Raw genomic sequence first — 21,954 nt, 5'->3', positions numbered from 1 at the left:
CCAGCGAAAGCCAATCTACCCGATGAAAATACATTGACCTGAAGCTCAGAGCGTGAATACACTTTGGCGCAAAGTAAGTTGTATACAATTACAAAATCGATGAGGCACAAATCATGAGCAAAATGAGAGCAATCGATGCAGCCGTTCTGGTCATGCGCCGTGAAGGCGTAGAGACGGCATTCGGCATTCCCGGGGCTGCCATCAACCCGCTGTACTCGGCCCTGAAGAAAGTCGGCGGCATCGATCACGTCCTCGCTCGCCACGTCGAAGGTGCCTCGCACATGGCCGAGGGCTACACCCGCGCCAACCCGGGCAACATCGGTGTGTGCATCGGCACCTCCGGGCCAGCCGGCACCGACATGGTCACCGGCCTGTACAGCGCCTCGGCCGACTCCATCCCGATCCTGTGCATCACCGGCCAGGCCCCCCGCGCCCGTCTGCACAAGGAAGACTTCCAGGCCGTCGACATCACCAGCATCGTCAAGCCGGTGACCAAGTGGGCCACCACCGTGCTGGAGCCGGGCCAGGTGCCCTATGCCTTCCAGAAAGCCTTCTACGAAATGCGCACCGGCCGCCCAGGCCCGGTGCTGATCGACCTGCCGTTCGACGTGCAGATGGCCGAGATCGAATTCGACATCGACGCCTACGCGCCACTGCCGGTACACAAGCCTTCGGCCACGCGCATCCAGGCCGAGAAAGCCCTGGCCCTGCTCAATGACGCCGAACGTCCGCTGCTGGTCGCAGGTGGCGGCATCATCAACGCCGACGCCAGCGACAAGCTGGTCGAGTTCGCTGAACTGACCGGCGTGCCAGTGATCCCGACCCTGATGGGCTGGGGCACCATCCCTGACGACCACGAACTGATGGTCGGCATGGTCGGCCTGCAGACTTCGCACCGCTATGGCAACGCCACGCTGCTCAAGTCCGACCTGGTGTTCGGCATCGGCAACCGCTGGGCCAACCGTCACACCGGCTCGGTCGATGTCTACACCGAAGGCCGCAAGTTCGTACACGTCGACATCGAACCGACCCAGATCGGTCGTGTGTTCACCCCGGACCTGGGCATCGTCTCCGACGCCGGTGCCGCGCTGGACGCCTTCCTGGAAGTGGCCCGCGAATGGAAAGCCGCCGGCAAGCTCAAGTGCCGCAAGGCCTGGCTGGAAGACTGCCAGGAGCGCAAGTCGAGCCTGCAGCGCAAGACCCACTTCGACAACGTGCCGGTCAAGCCGCAGCGCGTGTACGAAGAGATGAACCAGGTGTTCGGCAAGGACACCTGCTACGTCAGCACCATCGGCCTGTCGCAGATTGCCGGCGCGCAGTTCCTGCACGTGTACAAGCCGCGCCACTGGATCAACTGTGGCCAGGCCGGCCCGCTGGGTTGGACCATCCCGGCAGCGCTGGGCGTGGTCAAGGCCGACCCGAAACGCAAGGTGGTCGCGCTGTCGGGTGACTACGACTTCCAGTTCATGATCGAGGAACTGGCGGTCGGTGCGCAGTTCAACCTGCCCTACGTCCATGTGCTGGTGAACAACGCCTACCTCGGCCTGATCCGCCAGGCCCAGCGTGGCTTCGACATGGATTACTGTGTACAACTGGCGTTCGAGAACATCAACTCCAGCGAAGCCGGCAGCTACGGCGTGGATCACGTCGCCGTGGTCGAAGGCCTGGGCTGCAAGGCGCTGCGCGTGTTCGAGCCGGGCGAGATCGCCCCTGCCCTGCTCAAGGCGCAGAAAATGGCCGAAGAGTTCCGCGTGCCAGTGGTGGTCGAGGTGATTCTCGAGCGCGTCACCAACATTTCCATGGGTACCGAGATCAACGCGGTCAACGAGTTCGAAGACCTCGCACTGGTCGGCAACGACGCGCCGACCGCCATCTCGCTGCTCGACTGATTGCCGACGCCCCCGCGCAGGCTGCCGGGGGCTTTCATCTGCAAGGAGACAACCATGCCTCGCTTCGCTGCCAACCTGTCCATGCTGTTCACCGAACAGGATTTCCTGGCCCGCTTCAAGGCCGCCGCCGACGCGGGCTTCAGCGGTGTCGAATACCTCTTCCCGTACGATTTCAGCGCCAGCGAGATCAAACAGCAGCTCGATGCCCACGGCCTCACCCAGGTGCTGTTCAATCTGCCTGCAGGCGACTGGGCCAAAGGTGAACGCGGCATCACCTGCCACCCCGACCGCGTCGAAGAGTTCCGCGCCGGCGTCGACAAGGCCATCGAATACGCCAAGGTGCTGGGCAACAAACAGGTCAATGCCCTGGCCGGTATCCGTCCGCAAGGCCTGCAGTGCGCCGATGTGCGCAAGACCTTCGTCGACAATCTCAAGTACGCCGCCGACAAGCTCGAAGCCGCCGGGATCCGCCTGGTCATGGAAATGATCAACACCCGCGACATCCCCGGTTTCTACCTGAACACCACCGCCCAGGCCCTGGAGATCCAGGCCGAGGTGGGCAGTGCCAACCTGTTCCTGCAGTACGACATCTATCACATGCAGATCATGGAAGGTGACCTGGCCCGGACCATGGAAACCCACCTCAAGCAGATCAACCACATCCAGCTCGCCGACAACCCTGGTCGTCACGAGCCGGGCACTGGCGAGATCAACTACCGCTTCCTGTTCGAGCACCTGGACCGCATTGGCTACCAGGGCTGGGTGGGTGCGGAGTACAAGCCCAAGACCACCACCGAGGCCGGGCTCGCCTGGCTGAAAACCCATAACGCGATCTAACGAACACAGTCGCTCCCTGGGGGAGTAGGGCTTGTCCCGCGGTGGCGGCGGTGAGCCCACCACCGCCATCGCGGGACAAGCCCGCTCCCACAGGATCCGCGCGTCCTATAACAAGAGAGGCACATTCTCATGGCTAAAATCGGTTTCATCGGCACCGGCATCATGGGCAAGCCCATGGCCCAGAACCTGCAAAAGGCAGGTCACAGCCTGTTCGTTTCCACCCACCACGATGCCGCCCCGGCCGACCTGGTCGCCGCAGGCGCCGTGGCCCTGGCCAACCCTAAAGAGGTGGCGCAGGAAGCCGAGTTCATCATCGTGATGGTGCCCGACACCCCGCAGGTCGAGAGCGTGCTGTTCGGTGAGAATGGCGTCGGTGAAGGTGTCGGCCCGAACAAGGTGGTGATCGACATGAGCTCGATCTCCCCCACCGCCACCAAGGCCTTCGCCGAGAAAATCAAGGCCACCGGCGCCGCCTACCTGGACGCCCCGGTGTCCGGCGGTGAAGTCGGCGCCAAGGCCGCAACCCTGAGCATCATGGTCGGCGGCTGCCCGAAAGCCTTCGAGCGCGCCCTGCCGCTGTTCGAAGCCATGGGCAAGAACATCACGCGCGTCGGCGGCAATGGCGATGGCCAGACCGCCAAGGTGGCCAACCAGATCATCGTCGCCCTGAACATCCAGGCCGTCAGCGAAGCGCTGCTGTTCGCCGCCAAGAACGGCGCAGACCCGGCCAAGGTGCGTGAGGCGCTGATGGGCGGTTTCGCCTCCTCGAAGATCCTCGAAGTGCACGCCGAGCGCATGATCAAGGGCACCTTCGACCCGGGCTTCCGTATCAGCCTGCACCAGAAAGACCTCAACCTGGCCCTGCAGGGCGCCAAGGAGCTGGGTATCAACCTGCCCAACACCTCCAACGCGCAGCAGGTGTTCAACACCTGTGCAGCACTGGGTGGCAGCAACTGGGACCACTCGGCACTGATCAAGGGGCTGGAGCACATGGCCAACTTCTCGATTCGTGACGATCAGTAATTTGTAAGCCTTACCGGCCTCTTCGCGGGCAAGCCCGCTCCTACGAGCGAAGAAGCCAACACCGCTGAACCTGCGACCACAGGCCCAGCGGTGAGACAGAGCAACACCCGCCCCTGGTTCGGCCTGCACGGAGGCAGTTCCAGGGGCGTTTTCGATTTCGCAGAACAACAAGAATTTTGGGAGCCTGCCATGTCGGTCGATCCACAGAAACTCCTGCGCGAGCTGTTCGACACAGCCATCGCCGCCGCCCACCCCCGTCAGGTCCTCGAACCTCACCTGCCCGCCGACCGCAGCGGCCGGGTCATCGTCATCGGTGCCGGCAAGGCCGCCGCCGCCATGGCTGAAGTGGTCGAGAAGAGCTGGCAGGGCGAAGTCTCCGGCCTGGTCGTGACCCGCTATGGCCATGGCGCCAATTGCCAGAAGATCGAGGTGGTCGAAGCCGCTCACCCGGTCCCCGACGCCGCCGGCCTTGCGGTCGCCAAGCGCGTGCTGCAACTGGTCAGCAACCTCGATGAAGACGACCGCGTCATCTTCCTGCTCTCCGGCGGCGGCTCGGCCCTGCTGGCACTGCCCGCCGACGGCCTCACGCTGGCCGACAAGCAGCAGATCAACAAGGCGCTGCTCAAGTCCGGCGCCACCATCGGCGAGATGAACTGCGTGCGCAAGCACCTCTCGGCGATCAAGGGCGGACGCCTGGCCAAGGCCTGCTGGCCCGCCACCGTCTATACCTACGCCATTTCCGACGTACCGGGCGATCTGGCCACCGTCATCGCCTCCGGCCCCACCGTGGCCGACCCGGGCACCTCGGCCGATGCCCTGGCGATCCTCAAGCGCTACGACATCGAGGCGCCCAAAGCGGTCATCGACTGGCTGAACAACCCGGCATCGGAAACCGTCAAGGCCGATGACCCAGCCCTGGCGCGCAGCCACTTCACACTGATCGCCAAACCCCAGCAATCACTCGAGGCTGCCGCAGTGAAAGCCCGCCAGGCCGGTTTCAGCCCACTGATCCTGGGGGATCTGGAAGGTGAATCGCGCGAAGTGGCCAAGGTGCACGCCGGTATCACCCGGCAGATCGTCCTGCATGGCCAGCCGCTGAAGGCCCCCTGCGTGATCCTGTCCGGCGGCGAGACCACCGTCACCGTGCGCGGCAATGGCCGTGGCGGGCGCAACGCCGAATTCCTGCTCAGCCTCACCGAAAGCCTCAAGGGCCTGCCTGGCGTGTACGCACTGGCCGGCGACACCGACGGCATCGACGGCTCCGAAGAAAACGCCGGCGCCCTGATGACCCCGGACAGCTTCGGCAACGCACAGGCCCTGGGCCTGTCGGCCAGCGATGAGCTGGACAACAACAACGGCTATGGCTACTTCGCTGCGCTCGATGCGTTGATCGTCACCGAGCCGACCCGCACCAACGTCAACGACTTCCGCGCCATCCTGATCCTCGAGACCTCGCAATCATGACGCCCGATAAAAAAGTGAAAATCCTCGCCACCCTGGGGCCGGCGATCAACGGCATCGATGACATCCGCCAACTGGTCGAGGCCGGGGTGAATATCTTCCGCCTCAACTTCAGCCACGGCGAACACGCCGACCACGCCCTGCGCTACCAGTGGATCCGCGAGGTCGAGCAGCAACTGAACTACCCGCTGGGCATCCTCATGGACCTGCAGGGGCCGAAACTGCGTGTCGGCCGCTTCGCCGAAGGCAAGGTGCAGTTGCAGCGTGGCCAGGCCCTGCGCCTGGACCTGGACAAGGCCCCGGGCGACAGCCGCCGGGTCAATCTGCCCCACCCGGAAATCATCGCCGCGCTGGAGCCCGGCATGGACCTGCTGCTCGACGATGGCAAGCTACGCATGCGGGTCACCGCCAAGCACGCCGACGCCATCGACACCGAAGTGCTTGCTGGCGGCGAGCTGTCCGACCGCAAGGGCGTCAACGTCCCCCAGGCGGTGCTGGACCTCTCGCCGCTCACCGAGAAGGACCGCCGCGACCTGGCCTTCGGCCTGGAACTGGGCGTGGACTGGGTGGCGCTGTCGTTCGTCCAGCGCCCCGAAGACATCGTCGAGGCGCGCCAGTTGATCGGCGAACGTGCCTACCTGATGGCCAAGGTCGAGAAGCCCTCGGCGGTCGAGCAACTGCAGGCCATCGCCGAGCTGTCCGATGCGATCATGGTCGCCCGGGGCGACCTGGGCGTGGAAGTGCCGGCCGAGAGCGTGCCGCAGATCCAGAAGCGCATCATCAATACCTGCCGCCAACTGGGCAAGCCGGTGGTGGTAGCGACGCAGATGCTCGAATCGATGCGTTTCTCGCCTGCACCGACCCGCGCCGAGGTCACCGACGTGGCCAATGCCGTGGCCGAAGGCGCCGACGCGGTGATGCTGTCGGCCGAAACCGCCTCCGGCGACTATCCACTGGAAGCGGTGCAGATGATGAGCAAGATCATCCGCCAGGTGGAGAACGGCCCGGACTACCAGGCGCAGCTCGACGTCGGCCGCCCCAAGGCCGAGGCCACGGTTTCGGATGCCATCAGCTGCGCGATTCGGCGCATCAGCGGCATCCTGCCGGTGGCGGTGCTGGTCAACTACAGCGAGTCAGGGGCCTCGACCCTGCGCGCCGCCCGCGAGCGACCGCGTGCGCCCATCCTCAACCTGACGCCGAACCTCAAGACCGCGCGCCGACTCAGCGTCACCTGGGGTGTGCATTCGGTGGTCAACGACCGTCTGCGCCAGGTCGATGAGATCTGCTCGACTGCACTGGAGATCGCCCAGGCGCAAGGTATGGCCAGCCGCGGCGACACCCTGCTGATTACCGCTGGGGTGCCATTCGGCCAGCCGGGGAGCACCAATACCCTGCGGATCGAGACTTTGATCTGAAGACCGGCTCTGCACTTTTGTAGGAGCGGCGGTTCGCCGCTGCGACTTGCCCGCGAAAAGGGCACAGCGGTGAATGGCACGGGCTGCGCCCGTGTTCGCGGGCGAGCCCGCTCCTACAAAAAACAATCCGATGGCGCACAACCGAGGCCCGAAGAGGCCCAGCGCCTTTCACTCACCTTGCCGACTGCCCATGTACACCAAGAATTTCGTCAACCCGTGCCCAGACTGGGCCACGGCACTGCTCAATGGCTTCAGCCAGGTGCTGCTGCTGCGCAGTCCCTTGTGCGGCCTGTGCTGCCTGCTGGCCATCCTCCTCACTGCGCCCGACCTGGTCGGCGGCGCGCTGCTCGGCGCACTGGCCGGCCTGCTGACCGCGCAACGGCGCGGCTATGAACGCGCCGACCGCCAGGCCGGATTGTATTGCTACAACGGCGTGCTGATCGGCGTGCTGATCTGCGCGGTGCTGCCCTGGTCAGCGATCCTGCCGCCACTGATCCTCGCCGCCGGTGGCCTGTCGAGCATCCTCACCCACCAGTGGCGCAAGCGCGGCGGCACCTTGCTGGTCGCCTACACCGCGCCCTTCGTGCTGCTCGGCTGGATCATCCTGCTGGCGGCCGAACCCTTGGCCAGCCCGCAGGCCGCGCCCGACCCGTTGCACGGCGTATTGCGCGGCCTGGGCCAGATATTCCTGCTGGACGAGCCCCTGGCAGGCCTGCTGATCGTGTTAGGGATGCTGGTCGCCAACCCCTATGCGGCGCTCTGGGCCCTGCTCGGCTCGACCATCGGCGGCGGTGCGGCATTGCTGGCCGACCAACCTGCGGTGGCCTGGATGGGGCTGTATGGCTTCAATGCGGCGCTGGCCGCCCTGGCGTTCAGCCGCCAGGGCGAGCGCCCCTGGATCCCCCTGCTGGCCATCGCCTTGGCGCTGTTGCTGCAAGCGTTGTCCAGCCTGTGGCCGCTGCCGGCGCTCACCGCCCCGTTCGTCATCGCCTGCTGGCTGATGCACCTGGGCAGCCACCTTGTGCAACAGGGGCGGCGGCGCAGCGCGCAGCGCTTGCACGGCTGAGAAGCAGGCCCTAGGCTCACCCGCAACGCATAACGGAACGAGCCCATGAACACCCCTGCGAGCCTGCGTGAGCGGCTCTATGTGATCGTCTTCCAGACCGACACCGTCGCTGGAAGACGCTTCGACAAGATCCTTCTGCTGATCATCCTGGCCAGCCTGGTCACCGTCATCCTCGACAGCATCGACGATGTGCACCGCAATTATTCCGGCCTGCTGGCCGGCATCGAGTGGGGCTTCACGGCGATCTTCCTCGCCGAGTACCTCACCCGCCTGTACTGCTCGCCCAAGCCGCTGCGCTACGCGTTCAGCTTCTACGGCCTGGTCGACCTGCTGGCCATCGTGCCGGGGATCATCGCCCTGTACTACAGCGACGCCCAGTACCTGCTGATCATCCGGGTGATCCGCATGCTGCGGATCTTCCGCGTGCTCAAGCTCAGCCCCTACCTCAAGCAGGCGCACTATCTGCTAGAGGCATTGCGCGGCAGCAAACAGAAGATCATCGTGTTCCTGGTCAGCGTTTCGACCCTGGTGACCGTGTTCGGCACGCTGATGTACGTGATCGAAGGGCCCGAGCACGGCTTTACCAGCATTCCCAAGGGCATCTACTGGGCCATCGTCACCCTGACCACGGTCGGCTTCGGCGACATCGTGCCCAAGACGCCGCTGGGCCAGGTACTGTCCTCGCTGGTGATGATCATCGGCTACTCGATCATCGCAGTGCCCACCGGGATCTTCACCGCCGAGCTGGCCAACGCCATGCGCGGCGAACAGCTGCGCCACGATTGCCCGACCTGTGCCAAGAAAACCCATGAGCCGACGGCGGCATTCTGTTCGCGCTGTGGCAATGCGTTGTTCCCCAAGACAGTGACCGAGCAGGCATAAGCAAAGTCTGTTTTGATCTTTAATGGCTCAAGAACCAAAGGTTATAGTTGCTGGCACATTGCCAAACTTTCACTCACAACAAGGAACGCCCCTGTGAAAAAACTCTTCAGCGCCTCGCTGCTCGCCGCAGGCCTGGCTCTCGGCAACCTGGCCCAGGCCGCGCCGACCCTGCTGAACGTCTCCTACGACGTGATGCGCGACTTCTACAAGGACTACAACCCGGCGTTCCAGAAGCACTGGGAAGAAGAGCACAAGGAGAAGGTCAATGTGCAGATGTCCTTCGGCGGTTCGAGCAAACAGGCGCGGGCGGTGATCGACGGCCTGCCGGCCGATGTCATCACCATGAACATGGCCACTGACATCAATGCCCTGGTCGACAACGGCAAGCTGGTGCCGGACAACTGGGTTACCCGCCTGCCGAACAACAGCGCCCCGTTCACCTCGGCCACCGTGTTCATCGTGCGCAAGGGCAACCCGAAGGCGCTGAAAGACTGGCCGGACCTGCTCAAGGATGGCGTACAGGTGATCGTGCCCAACCCCAAGACCTCGGGTAACGGCCGCTACACCTACCTCTCGGCCTGGGGCTACGTCCTCAAGCAAGGCGGCGACGAAGCCAAGGCCCGCGATTTCGTCGGCAAGCTGTTCAAGCAGGCACCGGTGCTCGACACTGGCGGCCGCGCTGCCACAACGACCTTCATGACCAACCAGATAGGCGACGTGCTGGTCACCTTCGAGAACGAAGCCGAGATGATCGCCCGCGAGTTCGGTCGTGATCAGTTCGAGGTGGTCTACCCAAGCGTGTCGGCGGAAGCCGAACCGCCGGTGAGCGTGGTCGACAAGGTCGTCGAGAAGAAGCAGACCCGCGCGGTGGCCGAGGAATACCTCAAGTACCTGTGGTCGCCGGCAGCCCAGGAAATCGCCGCACAGAACTATCTGCGCCCGCGTGATGCCACGGTCCTGGCCAAATACACCGACCGCTTCCCGAAAGTCGACTTCCTCTCGGTGGAGAAGACCTTTGGTGACTGGCGCACCGTACAGAAGACCCACTTCAACGACGGTGGCGTGTTCGACCAGATCTACACCAACAAGTAACTGGCTTGGGGCGCGCTGCGCCCCAACACTTACAGCGAGATAGGACGGCGCCCGGCAAAGGCATGCGCAAGCGTGCCACCGTCCACCAGCTCCAGCTCTCCGCCCAGCGGCACGCCATGGGCGATCCGCGAGGCAGTCAGGCCCTTCTCGGCCAGCAACTGGGCGATGTAATGCGCCGTCGCCTCGCCTTCCACCGTGGGGTTGGTCGCCAGGATCACCTCGCTGAAGGTGCCCTGCTCCTCGATCCGCGCCATCAGTTGCGGAATTCCAATCGCCTCCGGGCCCAGGCCGTCGAGCGGCGATAGGTGCCCCTTGAGCACGAAGTAACGACCACGGTAGCCGGTCTGCTCTACCGCATACACATCCATCGGCCCCTCAACCACGCACAGCTGGGTGTCATCGCGGCGAGGATCGGCGCACTGCGGGCACAATTCCTGCTCGGTCAGGGTGCGGCACTGGCGGCAATGGCCAACACCCTCCATGGCCTGGCTCAGGGCCTGGGCCAGGCGCGTGCCGCCGCTGCGGTCGCGCTCGAGCAACTGCAGGGCCATGCGCTGGGCGGTTTTCTGGCCGACACCCGGGAGCACACGCAGGGCATCGATCAGTTGGCGGATCAGGGGGCTGAAGCTCATGTAGGCAGGCCTGTCAGTGGTACAGAATGAAGAAGGGAGCAGCGATCAGCCGATCGTGCTCCCCATGTGCTGCAAACCGTCGATCAGAACGGCATCTTGAACCCAGGCGGCAGTTGCATGCCGGCGGTCATGCTGCCCATCTTGTCCTGGCTGTTCTGCTCGACCTTGCGCACGGCGTCGTTGAGTGCGGCGGCGATCAGGTCCTCGAGGACTTCCTTGTCGTCCGGATCGGTGGTCATCAGGCTGGCGTCGATGTTGACGCGCTTGACGTCGTGACGACCGGTCATCACCACGCTGACCAGACCTGCACCGGACTGGCCGGTGACTTCTGCGTTGGCCAGCTCTTCCTGCATCTTGGCCATTTTTTCCTGCATCTGCTGAGCCTGCTTCATCAGGCCGGCCATGCCACCTTTCATCATGGGAGAATCCTCGATTGGGTCGTATGTGCGGCCGGCACGAGGCCGGGCGCAAGGGGTTCGCTTCACTGCCCGGGGTTTGCCAGGGCCGCGTCTACAGGTTCGATTGTATCGTGCCGCACCCGGGCGCCGAACTGCTTGATCATCTGCTGGATGAGCGGGTCCTGCTCGATCGACAGCTCCGCATCGTGCTGGCGCTCGGCGCGCTTGCGCGCGGCGGCCTGGGCCGGGGTTTCCTGCTCGGGGCGAACCAGCTCGATCTGCAGGCGCAGCGTACGCCCCAGATGCTGGTTGAGCGCCTCGTTGAGCCGGCGTTGCTGGGTGCTGTTGAACAACGCACCCTGGCCTGGGTCCAGGTGCAGCAGCCAGTCATCGCCATCGGCGCTGATCAGCGTACAGTTCGCGGCGATGTTGCCTGTCATACCGGAGACAGGCAACTGTGGGAATAATTCCAGCCATTGCAAGGCCAGGCCCGTGGCCGGTTGCGCCGCGGGCAGAGGCTCGGGCGCCGCCGCAGGGGCGTCTTCCTGGATATGCTCGGCGAGCTCGTCCAGATAGCTGAAACCTGCCGGATCGGCTTGCGGTGCGTAATAGTCGTCATCCGGGCCGTCGTCGTCGCGCTCCATGCCAACCGACGCATAGGCCGACGGATCGAAGGGCGGCTCGTCGTAGTCCGGTTCCTCGCCAGCAGGCTGCGCGACAACGGCCGGGGTGACCGGCGCCGGGGCTGCGACGGGCGGGGAAGGTTCTTCCCATGGCAGGTCGACCACTGCCTCTGGCGGCGCAACGGCTGGCTCGGGCTCGGGTTCAGGTTCCATCGCAGGGGCCGGCTCCGGCGCCACAGCGGGCGCAACAGCAGCGACCGGCTCGGCGGCGGGCGCTTCGTCGACCACTGGTGCGGGCGGCGCAACAGGCTCAGGCGCAGCGGCAACCACGGAAGGCTCGGCAACCACGGTCGCAGTTGCCACCGGCTTGGCTGGATCAGCTGTGGCCTGGCTGATCCCCACCGGCTTTAGCGCAGGTTTCGGCGCGTCATCGGTATCGGCCGGACGGAACGCGAGCATACGCAGCAAGACCATCTCGAAGCCACCGCGCGGATCCGGCGCCAGCGGCAGGTCGCGCCGACCGATCAGGCCCATCTGGTAGTAGAACTGCACATCCTCGGCCGGCAACGCGCCCGCCAGGGCCAGCACCTTGTCGCGATCGCCCTGGCCGTTGTCCACCGCTTCGGGCAACGCCTGGGCGATGGCGACCCGGTGCAGCACGTTGAGCATCTCGGACAGCACGCCGTTCCAGTCAGGCCCCTGCTCGGCCAAGGCGCGCACCGCCTCGAGCAGCGCCCGGGCATCACCTTCGAGCAAGGCCTGCAGCACGCCGTACACCTGGCCATGATCGAGCGTGCCGAGCATCGCCCGCACATCGGCGGCCAGTACCTTGCCCTCGCCGAAGGCGATGGCCTGGTCGGTCAGGCTCATGGCATCACGCATCGAGCCGTCGGCGGCGCGGCCAAGCAGCCACAGGGCATCTTCCTCGAATGGCACGTTCTCGGCACCGAGCACGTGCGTGAGGTGCTCGACTACCCGCTCCGGGCTCATGTTCTTCAGCGAGAACTGCAGGCAGCGCGAAAGAATGGTGGCCGGCAACTTCTGCGGATCGGTGGTGGCGAGGATGAATTTGACGTACGGTGGCGGCTCTTCCAGCGTCTTGAGCAAGGCGTTGAAGGAGTGGGTGGAAAGCATGTGCACTTCGTCGATCAGGTAGACCTTGAAGCGTCCGCGGCTGGGCGCGTACTGCACGTTGTCGAGCAGTTCACGGGTGTCCTCGACCTTGGTGCGGCTGGCGGCGTCGATCTCGATCAGGTCGACGAAGCGGCCTTCGTCGATTTCCCGGCATACCGAACAGGTGCCGCAAGGTGTGGAGGTGATACCGGTCTCGCAGTTCAGGCACTTGGCGATGATCCGCGCGATGGTGGTCTTGCCGACCCCGCGGGTGCCGGTGAACAGGTAGGCGTGATGCAGCCGCTGGTTGTCCAGGGCGTTGATCAATGCCTTGAGCACATGGGTCTGGCCTACCATCTCGCGGAACGAGCGCGGGCGCCATTTACGTGCAAGAACCTGATAACTCATCAAAAAACCATCGCAGCCTGATCGAGCGGAAGATCGCTAATGCTAGCGGAGCGGGGGCAAAATTGCACCCTGCCAGGCTCGTCTAGACTTTGGACGCTGCCGGTGAACATAGAAAGTCCAAGGAGGATAGACGTGCGGCGACTTCTCGCCATCCTGTTGCTATGGTGCTCCACCGGCCTTGCCGAGCAGCCTGTGCTGCGCTTCTCCGTCGCGGAGAGCTGGAGCATGCCGTTGATGCGCACCGAGGGCGATGTGCCGGTGGAAGGCATTCTCTTCGACCTGATCCAGGCCCTGGCCCGTGAAGCCGGGGTGCGCCCGCAGTACCACGTAATGGCACGCCTGCGCCTGGAGCAGGCCATGGCCGATGGCGACATCGACGTGCGCTGCTACGTGGCCAGCAACTGGCTCAACGAACGGCCCGGTGAGTTCATCTGGAGCGTACCGCTGATCCATCAACGCGACCTGCTGGTCGGGCGTGCCGGCGACAGCCTGCCCGGCGGCCTGGCGCAACTGCCCGCACAAGCCATCGGTACGGTGCTGGGCTACACCTACCCGGCCCTGGACCCGCTGTTCGCGCAGCGTCTACTGAAGCGCGAAGACAGCCGCAACCAGGACCTGGCCCTGCAGAAACTGCAAGCCAGCCGTTATCGTTATGCGGTGAGCAACCAATTGTCGCTGCAATGGTTCAACCGCCAGCAACCCCGGGAGCAGCGCCTGCGCCCGCTGGCCTTGCTGGAAGCGCAGGACCTGGGCTGCATGGTGCGCAACGACCCGGCCATTCCGGCGCAGCAGGTGCTGCGCGCCTTGGTGCGCCTCAAGCAGTCCGGCGAGATCGAACGGATCATCGAACGCTACACCCGGGTGCAAGAGGCGCTGTCGGCCGATCAGTAGCCGTGCGACTCGCGGAATTTCTGGCCCTTGTGGTAGGCCACCCACTCGTCCACATCGTAGGGCAGATAGAGATGGCGCCGGGCACGTGACAGCGCGATATAGACCGCGCAGACCCGATTGTCGAAGGCGTAGGCATCCTTGAACGGATTCAGCGCCATCAGTTCCTGGGTCAGCAGCACGTGGTCGAACTCCTGCCCTCCGGCCTCCTGCGCCGGCATCAGCAACAGGCTGCCCGGCTGATTGGAGAAGCGTGCCGACAAGGCGTTGAGTTCGGCAATCCGAAAACCGTCCTGCAGCCGCGCCTCGACCCACAGGAATGACTCGTCGAAGCGATTGTCCTCATGCACTTGTCGCCAGTTCAGCGCGTGGGCGAAATATGCGTGCGTGTCTTGGCCATCGCTGCCCGCGCCATAAAGGTCGGCACGGAACAACTGCACGGCGCTGGACATGAAACGCTGCATCCCAACGTTATCGGAGAAGCCCACCCGGCACTGGTTGTCGGCCAGTTGCATGGCCCACTTCATCGAATCCCAGGGCGATGCGGTAAGCACCACACAGCCTTGCGGCGGCACGAAATCGAGGGGGTAGTACTCGATGCCGACATCCACGCTGCCGGCGCCTTCGAAGGCGAGCTTGGATTTTTGCGAATGCACACCGATCAGCGGGTTGATCAGCCGCTCCACTTTCGGCCCGCAACGCACCGAGAAGGCGATATCGCGCTGGCGCACCTGACGCGCGCGGCGCAGTCCGGGCCCGTCGGCACGCTGGTATTCGTCACCCAGCGTGATCAACACCTGGCGGCCCCGCTCGATGATCTGCAACAACGGGCCAGGCATGTCCTGGCTCTCGTCGACGATTACATGGCTGTAGCGGCTCGGCACACTGTGGCCAGCGAGGCTGGCGCGCTTGAGCAGCAGCAACGTGGGGAAGCCGGTCTGGCGATCCCAGGCAGGGTTGTCCTGCAGGTAGGTCCACAGGCGACTGGCGTATTCGAGCAGCACCTGGCTGTCCAGCCGCGAAAGCGCCTGAGCGAAGTGCGGCAGGTGGCCCGCGGCGAGGCTGTGATCGCGTGACTCGCAGTAGTTCTTCAGCAGCTCCAGGCAGATATCCAGGGTCTTCTCGCCGTCGTACTGGCGAAAGCCCAGGATGTTCAAGGTTTCGGCCACCGCACGCTTGCCCGGCAGGCGTGCCGATGCGCGTGCGGCAGGCCGCCCAGGCACGCTCAGCAGGGCTTGGGCAAACTCGGCGAACGTCTTGCCAGCCTTGGAGCCTTTTCCGATACGCCGCCGCAGGGCGTCGAGCTTGCCGGGCGTGCGCGCCAGTGCCAGCACCCGCCCCCTGGGCAGGCAATCGATAAGCGCTCCCAGCAGGTAGCTCTTGCCGATGCCCGCATAGCCCTGCACATGCAGGTCCTCGTCAGGGTTGGCGCGCAGCACTCGCAGCAACTTGTCTTGTTCGCGGGTCAGCCAGCGCTCTTTATCGAAGCCTGTGATGGCTTGCTGGCTGAACGGATTGTGGCGCGGGTGGCGAAGCGACCTGAAGCGCATGTCCCAGGTGCCGTCTTCCAACAAGTATTCGCGCTGCGCCACCTCCTCGGCCCCCAGCAGTTGCAAGCGCGAGCCCTTGATGACCTCCAGGCCGAAATACAGCTTGCGCGCATCGAACAGCCGCCGCGCCTCGGACCCCAGCCCAACGCCCGGCGAATGCGGACCCTGCACCGACCACTGCAGCAACTTGGCCAGCACCTTTTCCGCTGCCGCAGGGTCGAGCACCTGCTCGCGCGCCTGGGACAGGTTCTGGATCACCAGCACCGCCGCCAGCTCCGGATCGCTCAACCCATCAAGCCCGGAGGCGTCCTCGAGCAGGCCCTGGCACACCTCCAGGGCGACGGGAAGATACACGGTGTCGGCGAAGTCGTAATGTTCAGGTTGCATGCGCGCAGGTCATTCGCTGGTGTCGGGATTGGCTTCAAGTTCATAGGCGTAGGCACCCAGGGAGCCGGACATGCCGCCCGGATAGACACGCCGCGCGTCATTCTCGCAGCGGGCTTCGGCAGCCAGCGCGCTATCGAGTTCGTGCAGCGCCATTTCCAGCAGCTTGCGCAGGTCCTGGGCATTGCGCGCCGAAACGCTCAGGCGAAAATCCAGCCCCGGCGCCTGATCGACTGCTGCTATGGTGTCGGCTGCGGGCGTGGCTTCGCCAAGGATGCGCTCGTGTTCCTCTTCCATCTGGTCGAGTACTTTCGAAAGCTCAAGGGTGCGCTCGGGGTGCGAGGCCATCTGGTCCTTGATCTCCAGGCGGCGCGCTTGCCAGTCGCGGATGCGCTGGCGGGTCAGATCGTCAACCTGATCCATGCTGATGGCCTCTCTCAGAAATGGGTGGGCTGCGAGAGGCGCATCATAAGCCTGTTTGCCGATAAATGCAGGTACGGCGGGCTGGGCCCGTCACCCGCGCACAGCTTCAGCCCTTGGGTGCAACGAGTCGGCTGTACTGACTCTGACTGATCCAACCCGTGAACGAGCGGTCGTCCTGGTTGATGAACTCGACTTTGGCCCAGCCGTCCTTGAACGCCAGCACGCCCACTACATCGCCCTTGACGATATAGGGTCGTTTGCTCGCGCTGCTGCCCGCCTGCTTGCGCAGATAGGCCTTGTCGGCAGTGACCGTCAGCAGCGCGATCCAGGGCTTTTCCGCATAGCGGCTGAGCTCCAGCCCCGTGGCGATCTCCGGCATCAGCACACTGACGCAGCCGGGATGCTCGCGGCCGCGTGCCACGGTGAGGGTGACGCCATCGCCCGTGGCCGCCAGGCTGCCGGGGAAGGTCTGATCTTCCCAGGTGGCCAGCGCAACCGCCCCATCGCCGCTGATCTGCCCCTTGAGGTAGAAGGTGCAATGCCGGGTCACACCTTCGCCAAGGGTCTCGGAATAGTAGCCCTCCACCTGGCGATCCGGCGTGACCGCCAGCATCAGCGCATCGTATTGCCCAGGCTTCAGTACGGCGGCGCTTGCATGAACAGACGCGGACAACCCCAGCAATACGGTGGCCAGAACAGTCAGTCGGCGAGAGAAACTCTTTGCCATGTCACTTCTTCCCTTCAAGTGCTTCGTAGGCCTTCTTGATACGCACGTCATAGTCGCCGTAATCCTTGCCGTTGTAACTGGCGGCCATGCCGGCGTAATCCTTGTTCTTCGCCGCCTTGATAAACGACGGGTTCTTGCTGCAGAAACCGAGGAAGGCTTTGAGTTGCTGCCCGGCATTGAGTTTCATGGCCGCGACGAATTCGAACACATTGGCATGTCCGCAATCGGCGAAGTTGAAACCCATGATCTGGAACATACCCCAGGACGCCGACTTCAATGCCGCCTCCTGATCCAGCCCAAACGCCGTGGCCATGGTTTCCCAGGCCTTGGTCTGGTCTTTGTTATTGGCTTGCCACTGCGGGCCGGCTTTCTTCTTGTACTTGTACGAGAGCAGCGGATGAGTCTGGTCGTACTTGTGCTTGGTATAGCGCTGGAAGTGATGCCCCTCGAAGGCGATCACCGGCAGCTTGGCCGGCCCAAAACCCGAACGACCACCCGACTCCACCGTGGCAAATGCCTTGATCAGGTTGGCTGAAATCCCGTTGCCCAATTGAGTCGCGGCGTTCTGGAAGTCGCTGTCGCTGAGCGTCATGCCGCCATCGCACGTGACCTGCAGCACCATCTGCCGATTGCGCCGCTCGGCTTCGATTACCGCGCGCATCCGGTCCAGGTAATGATTGACCGTGGCCTGCACCTGGGCGTCGACATTATTGGCGAAGACATTGATGAAGGTTGGCAGGCGCAGTGCGGGAATCAACTTGACCGGTACTCGAACAGCCTCCTCGACCAGGCTGTTGAAGGTGCGCCCATTCGGATCGACGACCCCGTCTGGGTGCGCGTACTTGAGATGACGAAACTGGTACTGACTGATGCGCTGTACCAACTGCCCGTCGCAACGGCCATTCTCGGGCAACGGAAAACCGAGCCGCGGAATGAGTAGATTGAACAGGTACTGGATACATTGAACATCGGCGGGCAAGTTTCGGGCTTTACCGGGCGTGCCTACCGAAGCGCTGATAAGACTGGGCAAACCTTGCAGGCTTTTCATTCAATGCGTCCTTGCTCGTCATAAATTGATATCAAATCAATATCACTTAAGTGCCACTGTCATATTTTGAAATATATGGCGGACGCAAACTAACAAGGGTGTTTTCACTTGTCCAGAACCGGACTTCAAGGCTGTGAAGCAGTCTTCACCCGCAGCGAAGCCGCCCAGGGGTCAGCGGATGGTTGCATGATGCAACCAAACATGGTTGTATTGCGCAACCATTCCTGACGAGACCTCAACAATGATCGACCCTTCGGTCGTGGAGCAAATCCGCTGCGCCTCACGCACGATGGTCCGTGAATTGGGCTTCCTGCGCACGACGTTGGCAGGCACGGAGTACTCCCCTTCTGCCGTTCATACTCTGCTTGAGCTAGGCGAGCACGGGGAGCTGACTGCGGCTCAACTGGTGCAGACGCTCGGGCTTGAGAAGTCCAGCGTCAGCCGCATGGTTGCGAAGCTCGTTCAACTGGGTGAGCTGCAAGAGCATGAAAGCGAGCAGGATGGCCGCACGAAGCAACTGCGCCTGACTGAGCAAGGGAAACGCACTCTTGAAAACATTCATGCCTACGGGAAAATGCAGGTCAGCTCAACGCTGGCTCCACTGCCCCCGCAAGAACAGCAGGTCATCGCCCAAGGGCTGAATGCCTATGCCCAGGCGTTGAAGGCTTCCCGCCAACAGCCCACCGAAACAGCGGCCTCCAGGATTCAAATCACCCTCGGATACCGCCCCGGCCTGATCGGGCGCATGACGGAGATGCATGCAAGCTACTACTCGCGCCATGCCGGTTTCGGCCAGTTCTTCGAGAGCAGGGTTGCAACTAACATTGCCGAGTTCGCAGGACGACTGGGGAATCCGCGCAACGCGGTTTGGGTCGCTGAAAACGCTGGCCGAATTGTAGGGTCGGTGGCTATCGACGGCGAGGACCTCGGCAACAATGAAGCGCACCTGCGCTGGTTCCTGCTGGATGATGGCTGCCGTGGCGGCGGTATAGGCCGCCGCCTGCTCACCGAAGCGGTCGCTTTCTGTGACCGGCAGAACTTCTCGGCAATCCAGTTGCACACATTCAAAGGATTGGAAGCCGCCCGGCACCTCTACGAATCGCTAGGCTTCGAACTGGCTCATGAAGAGCAAGGCAGCCAATGGGGCTCGACGGTTACGGAACAGCAGTTCACGCGTAAACGTTGACAATGGGACCAAGTGGCGGGGTGAGCAAAAGCAGGGAGGGCTAAGCGTACGGTGCGTCACGCTTTGGATCACCAGGCGGTGAAGAGCGAAAGCCGTTCGAGAGCAGGACTTCGAGAGAAATGGAGGCAGCCCCACCAGCCACACCCCGGCACTCGATGTTCCCGCTATGGCTGCTCCCTTCCGGGCCTGACCAGGTTAACGGGTAATCAATGCGGGGGGACCGGTGGGGCCACCATAACGCAGCTCATCAGGTGACGAGCCGCGCCATTGTACCGTTACGGGGGGAAGTTACAACCTTTGACGGCAAAAAAACCATCATTTCTCAAGGACTTGTCCGCCAGGGATGAGGTTCTCGGGAATTTGTGCCGGCCTCATCGCGGGGCGAGCCCGCTCCCACAGGATAAATGTATAGGCGCACCTGTGGGAGCGGGCTCGTCCCGCGATGAGGCCAGGGCAGGCAACATCAGACCGTGATGCCCTGCCCCGCCAGGAAGGCGACGAAGGCCTCTTCGTCCAGCACCTTGACCCCCAGCTCACTGGCCTTGGCCAGCTTCGACCCTGCCCCCGGACCTGCCACCACGCAGTGGGTCTTGCCGGACACCGAGCCCGCCACCTTGGCGCCGAGGCTTTCCAGCTTGTCCTTGGCGATGTCGCGGCTCATGCGCTCCAGGGTGCCGGTCAGCACCCAGGTCTGACCGGCCAGGGGCAGGCCCTCGGTGGTTTTCTTCTCGCTGTGCCAGTGCATGCCGAACGCTTCGAGCTGGGCTTCGATGGCGCGGGCGAGTTGCTGGTTGGCCTCGACCTTGAAGAACTCGCGCACGGCATCGGCCTGCTTGGTGTTCAGGGCCTGGCGCAGGTCGATGCCGTCGGCGGCGATGATCTTGTCGAGGGTGCCGAGCTTGTCCACCAGCTTCTCGGCGCCGGTCGGGCCGACCGAGGGGATGTCGAGCTTGGCGATCATCCCGGCGAGGGTGGTGCTGGCGGCGAACTCCGCCGCCAACTCGCCTTGGTCCTGCAACTGCATGCCGCTGTCGAGCAGTTGCTGGATGACCTGGCGGTTGTGCGCATCCTCGAAGAAATTGTGGATCTCGTAGGCGACTTCAAGGCCGATGTCCGGCAGGTAGGTCAGCACCTGCGGCAGTGCCACCTGCACCCGCTCCAGGCTACCCAGGGAGCGAGCCAGCACCTTGGCGGTCTCCTCGCCCACATCGGGGATGCCCAGGGCGAAGATGAAGCGCGCGAGCGGCGGACGCTTGCTCGCCTCGATGGCTTCGAGCAGCTTGCGGCTGGAGACCTCGGCGAAGCCTTCCAGGTCGACGATCTGCTCGAACTGGAGCTTGTACAGGTCTGCCGGCGAACCGATCAGCCCCTCGTCGACCAACTGCTCGACGCTCTTCTCGCCAAGACCGTCGATATCCATCGCCCGGCGCGACACATAGTGAATGATCGCCTGCTTGAGCTGGGCACCGCAGGCCAGGCGGCCGACGCAGCGATACACCGCCCCTTCGCTGGTGGTCTCCTTGCCCTTGCTGCGCTTGACCAACTGGGTGCGCTCGACCTGCGAGCCGCACACCGGGCAGGCGCTCGGCACTTCGACCGGGCGGGCGTCATCGGGGCGACGCTCGAGCACTACCTGCATCACCTGCGGGATCACATCACCGGCACGGCGGATGATCACCGTGTCGCCGATGCGCAGGCCCAGGCGGGCGATTTCGTCCATGTTGTGCAGGGTGGCGTTGGATACGGTCACCCCGGCCACCTTGACCGGCTTGAGACGGGCGACCGGAGTCACCGCGCCGGTACGGCCGACCTGGAACTCGACGTCCAGCACCTCGGTGAGCTCTTCCATGGCCGGGAACTTGTGGGCGATGGCCCAGCGTGGCTCACGCGCACGGAAACCCAGCTCGCGCTGCGCCGCCAGGCTGTTGACCTTGAACACCACGCCGTCGATCTCGTAGGGCAGCGCGTTGCGGCGGGCGCCGATGTCCTGGTAGTAGGCCAGGCATTCTTCGATGCCGGCGGCGTGCTTGAGCTCAGGGCTGATCGGCATGCCCCAGACCTTGAGCTGCTCGAGGATGCCGATATGGCTGTCGCCGACGCTCGCTGAAGTCTGGCCGATACCGTAGCAGCAGAATTCCAGCGGGCGGCTGGCGGTGATCTTCGAGTCCAGTTGACGCAGACTGCCAGCGGCAGCGTTGCGCGGGTTGGCAAAGGTCTTGCCGCCGACTTCGGCCTGAGCGGCATTGAGGCGTTCGAAGCCCGCCTTGCTCATGTACACCTCGCCACGCACTTCGAGCACTTCGGGCCAGCCGCTGCCATGCAGCTTCAACGGGACGTTGCGGATGGTGCGCACGTTGGTGCTGATGTCTTCGCCGGTCGTGCCGTCGCCACGGGTGGCGCCTTGCACCAGCTGGCCGTTGCGGTACAACAGGCTCACCGCCAGGCCATCGAGCTTGGGCTCGCAGCTGTAGTCGACCGCCTCGGCCTGGTCGAGCCCTTCGACCACACGCCGTCCGAATTCGCGCAAGTCAGCCTCTTCGAAGGCGTTGCCCAGGCTAAGCATGGGGATCTCGTGGCGTACCTGGGTAAAGGCGGCCAGGGCTGCACCGCCGACACGCTGAGTAGGCGAGTCGGGGGTGATCAGGTGCGGATGCTCGGCTTCCAGCGCCTTGAGTTCGTTGAACAGCCGGTCGTATTCGGCGTCGGGCACACTGGGCTCGTCCAGCACGTAGTAGCGATAGTTGTGCTGGTCGAGTTCGGCGCGCAGTTCGTGGATTCGGTTTTCGGCGTTCATCTTTCAGGTCTCTTGCAAAGCAAAAGAGCAGCCTGGGTGATGCCGGCGCGGATCGGGATGCTGTTCAGCATGTACTGACCTCATCACCGGACAAGCCGGACGCCGCACCGCCGCT

General features: G+C 63.8%; 18 protein-coding genes and 1 other RNA gene. 10 read left to right on the top strand and 9 right to left on the bottom strand.

Annotated features, from left to right (window positions below):
• Nucleotides 1-113: 113 nt before the first annotated feature.
• The 8 genes from gcl (at nucleotide 114) to ACK3BK_RS08550 (ending at nucleotide 9,665) form a co-directional block, all read left to right on the top strand.
• The gene (gene gcl / locus ACK3BK_RS08585) at nucleotides 114-1,889 is read left to right on the top strand and encodes a glyoxylate carboligase (RefSeq protein WP_151924134.1); all 1,776 of its coding nucleotides are present in this window, start codon (nucleotides 114-116) and stop codon (nucleotides 1,887-1,889) included.
• A 54-nt stretch (nucleotides 1,890-1,943) separates the two neighbouring features.
• The gene (gene hyi / locus ACK3BK_RS08580) at nucleotides 1,944-2,726 is read left to right on the top strand and encodes a hydroxypyruvate isomerase (RefSeq protein ID WP_186709326.1); all 783 of its coding nucleotides are present in this window, start codon (nucleotides 1,944-1,946) and stop codon (nucleotides 2,724-2,726) included.
• A 129-nt stretch (nucleotides 2,727-2,855) separates the two neighbouring features.
• On the top strand, nucleotides 2,856-3,749 hold the full coding sequence (locus tag ACK3BK_RS08575; protein ID WP_411384110.1) for a 2-hydroxy-3-oxopropionate reductase: 894 nt from the start codon (nucleotides 2,856-2,858) through the stop codon (nucleotides 3,747-3,749).
• 189 nt (nucleotides 3,750-3,938) lie between these two features.
• Nucleotides 3,939-5,213: a glycerate kinase gene (locus tag ACK3BK_RS08570; protein ID WP_411384109.1), complete on the top strand. Its 1,275-nt coding sequence runs from the start codon at nucleotides 3,939-3,941 to the stop codon at nucleotides 5,211-5,213.
• A complete protein-coding gene (gene pyk / locus ACK3BK_RS08565; protein ID WP_411384108.1) occupies nucleotides 5,210-6,625 on the top strand; it encodes a pyruvate kinase in 1,416 nt (471 codons plus the stop codon). The genes ACK3BK_RS08570 and pyk overlap by 4 nt, the downstream gene beginning before the upstream one ends.
• A gap of 190 nt (nucleotides 6,626-6,815) precedes the next feature.
• Nucleotides 6,816-7,691, top strand: coding sequence for an urea transporter (locus tag ACK3BK_RS08560; protein ID WP_186709324.1), 876 nt, complete (start codon nucleotides 6,816-6,818; stop codon nucleotides 7,689-7,691).
• 45 nt (nucleotides 7,692-7,736) lie between these two features.
• Nucleotides 7,737-8,573 (top strand): ion transporter, encoded by an 837-nt coding sequence (locus tag ACK3BK_RS08555; RefSeq protein WP_186666735.1) that lies wholly within the window; start codon nucleotides 7,737-7,739, stop codon nucleotides 8,571-8,573.
• Nucleotides 8,574-8,666: 93 nt separating this feature from the next.
• Nucleotides 8,667-9,665: a sulfate ABC transporter substrate-binding protein gene (locus tag ACK3BK_RS08550; RefSeq protein ID WP_054893642.1), complete on the top strand. Its 999-nt coding sequence runs from the start codon at nucleotides 8,667-8,669 to the stop codon at nucleotides 9,663-9,665.
• A 29-nt stretch (nucleotides 9,666-9,694) separates the two neighbouring features.
• On the opposite strand, the gene recR is transcribed toward ACK3BK_RS08550, so the two are convergent.
• From recR to dnaX, 3 genes are all read right to left on the bottom strand, one after another.
• Entirely contained in the window at nucleotides 9,695-10,297 is a 603-nt protein-coding gene (recR, locus tag ACK3BK_RS08545) for a recombination mediator RecR (RefSeq protein WP_054893641.1), read from the bottom strand.
• Between the two features lie 83 nt (nucleotides 10,298-10,380).
• Nucleotides 10,381-10,716: a YbaB/EbfC family nucleoid-associated protein gene (locus ACK3BK_RS08540; RefSeq protein ID WP_186666736.1), complete on the bottom strand. Its 336-nt coding sequence runs from the start codon at nucleotides 10,714-10,716 to the stop codon at nucleotides 10,381-10,383.
• Nucleotides 10,717-10,778: 62 nt separating this feature from the next.
• Entirely contained in the window at nucleotides 10,779-12,839 is a 2,061-nt protein-coding gene (dnaX, locus tag ACK3BK_RS08535; RefSeq protein ID WP_411384107.1) for a DNA polymerase III subunit gamma/tau, read from the bottom strand.
• A 132-nt stretch (nucleotides 12,840-12,971) separates the two neighbouring features.
• Here dnaX and ACK3BK_RS08530 point away from each other — a divergent pair, with 132 nt between their 5' ends.
• Nucleotides 12,972-13,730, top strand: a complete 759-nt coding sequence (locus tag ACK3BK_RS08530; protein ID WP_411384106.1) for a substrate-binding periplasmic protein — start codon at nucleotides 12,972-12,974, stop codon at nucleotides 13,728-13,730.
• Here the strand turns inward: ACK3BK_RS08530 and ACK3BK_RS08525 are convergent.
• From ACK3BK_RS08525 to ACK3BK_RS08510, 4 genes are all read right to left on the bottom strand, one after another.
• Nucleotides 13,724-15,664, bottom strand: a complete 1,941-nt coding sequence (locus tag ACK3BK_RS08525; protein WP_186666739.1) for a hypothetical protein — start codon at nucleotides 15,662-15,664, stop codon at nucleotides 13,724-13,726. The genes ACK3BK_RS08530 and ACK3BK_RS08525 overlap by 7 nt on opposite strands.
• Before the next feature lie 9 nt (nucleotides 15,665-15,673).
• The gene (locus tag ACK3BK_RS08520; RefSeq protein ID WP_186666740.1) at nucleotides 15,674-16,084 is read right to left on the bottom strand and encodes a hypothetical protein; all 411 of its coding nucleotides are present in this window, start codon (nucleotides 16,082-16,084) and stop codon (nucleotides 15,674-15,676) included.
• 106 nt (nucleotides 16,085-16,190) lie between these two features.
• On the bottom strand, nucleotides 16,191-16,811 hold the full coding sequence (locus ACK3BK_RS08515; RefSeq protein WP_411384105.1) for a hypothetical protein: 621 nt from the start codon (nucleotides 16,809-16,811) through the stop codon (nucleotides 16,191-16,193).
• A 1-nt stretch (nucleotide 16,812) separates the two neighbouring features.
• The gene (locus ACK3BK_RS08510; RefSeq protein WP_186709316.1) at nucleotides 16,813-17,859 is read right to left on the bottom strand and encodes an N-acetylmuramidase family protein; all 1,047 of its coding nucleotides are present in this window, start codon (nucleotides 17,857-17,859) and stop codon (nucleotides 16,813-16,815) included.
• A gap of 241 nt (nucleotides 17,860-18,100) precedes the next feature.
• Here ACK3BK_RS08510 and ACK3BK_RS08505 point away from each other — a divergent pair, with 241 nt between their 5' ends.
• On the top strand, nucleotides 18,101-19,045 hold the full coding sequence (locus ACK3BK_RS08505; RefSeq protein ID WP_411384104.1) for a GNAT family N-acetyltransferase: 945 nt from the start codon (nucleotides 18,101-18,103) through the stop codon (nucleotides 19,043-19,045).
• Between the two features lie 129 nt (nucleotides 19,046-19,174).
• Here ACK3BK_RS08505 and ffs read toward each other — a convergent pair.
• Nucleotides 19,175-19,271: signal recognition particle sRNA small type (gene ffs / locus ACK3BK_RS08500), an RNA gene on the bottom strand.
• A gap of 237 nt (nucleotides 19,272-19,508) precedes the next feature.
• Nucleotides 19,509-21,839 carry an NAD-dependent DNA ligase LigA gene (gene ligA / locus ACK3BK_RS08495; protein WP_186666742.1) on the bottom strand — a complete coding sequence of 777 codons (2,331 nt, stop codon included), beginning with the start codon at nucleotides 21,837-21,839 and terminating at the stop codon, nucleotides 19,509-19,511.
• Between the last annotated feature and the right edge of the window lie 115 nt (nucleotides 21,840-21,954).

Source organism: Pseudomonas sp. L7 (assembly GCF_046605565.1).
Lineage (GTDB): Bacteria > Pseudomonadota > Gammaproteobacteria > Pseudomonadales > Pseudomonadaceae > Aquipseudomonas > Aquipseudomonas wayambapalatensis.
The sequence above is the reverse complement of the archived record's forward strand: the minus strand, read 5'-3'. Positions and strand labels throughout refer to the sequence as shown.

Bases quoted from the DNA above. Each gene is read 5' to 3' on its own strand.
- ligA (WP_186666742.1), bottom strand. From the start codon at position 21,839: ATGAACGCCGAAAACCGAATCCACGAACTGCGCGCCGAACTCGACCAG.
- ACK3BK_RS08510 (WP_186709316.1), bottom strand. From the start codon at position 17,859: ATGAAAAGCCTGCAAGGTTTGCCCAGTCTTATCAGCGCTTCGGTAGGC.
- pyk (WP_411384108.1), top strand. From the start codon at position 5,210: ATGACGCCCGATAAAAAAGTGAAAATCCTCGCCACCCTGGGGCCGGCG.
- ACK3BK_RS08525 (WP_186666739.1), bottom strand. From the start codon at position 15,664: ATGCAACCTGAACATTACGACTTCGCCGACACCGTGTATCTTCCCGTC.
- ACK3BK_RS08520 (WP_186666740.1), bottom strand. From the start codon at position 16,084: ATGGATCAGGTTGACGATCTGACCCGCCAGCGCATCCGCGACTGGCAA.
- dnaX (WP_411384107.1), bottom strand. From the start codon at position 12,839: ATGAGTTATCAGGTTCTTGCACGTAAATGGCGCCCGCGCTCGTTCCGC.
- hyi (WP_186709326.1), top strand. From the start codon at position 1,944: ATGCCTCGCTTCGCTGCCAACCTGTCCATGCTGTTCACCGAACAGGAT.
- ACK3BK_RS08570 (WP_411384109.1), top strand. From the start codon at position 3,939: ATGTCGGTCGATCCACAGAAACTCCTGCGCGAGCTGTTCGACACAGCC.
- ACK3BK_RS08515 (WP_411384105.1), bottom strand. From the start codon at position 16,811: ATGGCAAAGAGTTTCTCTCGCCGACTGACTGTTCTGGCCACCGTATTG.
- ACK3BK_RS08555 (WP_186666735.1), top strand. From the start codon at position 7,737: ATGAACACCCCTGCGAGCCTGCGTGAGCGGCTCTATGTGATCGTCTTC.
- ACK3BK_RS08575 (WP_411384110.1), top strand. From the start codon at position 2,856: ATGGCTAAAATCGGTTTCATCGGCACCGGCATCATGGGCAAGCCCATG.
- gcl (WP_151924134.1), top strand. From the start codon at position 114: ATGAGCAAAATGAGAGCAATCGATGCAGCCGTTCTGGTCATGCGCCGT.
- ACK3BK_RS08540 (WP_186666736.1), bottom strand. From the start codon at position 10,716: ATGATGAAAGGTGGCATGGCCGGCCTGATGAAGCAGGCTCAGCAGATG.
- ACK3BK_RS08505 (WP_411384104.1), top strand. From the start codon at position 18,101: ATGATCGACCCTTCGGTCGTGGAGCAAATCCGCTGCGCCTCACGCACG.
- ACK3BK_RS08560 (WP_186709324.1), top strand. From the start codon at position 6,816: ATGTACACCAAGAATTTCGTCAACCCGTGCCCAGACTGGGCCACGGCA.
- recR (WP_054893641.1), bottom strand. From the start codon at position 10,297: ATGAGCTTCAGCCCCCTGATCCGCCAACTGATCGATGCCCTGCGTGTG.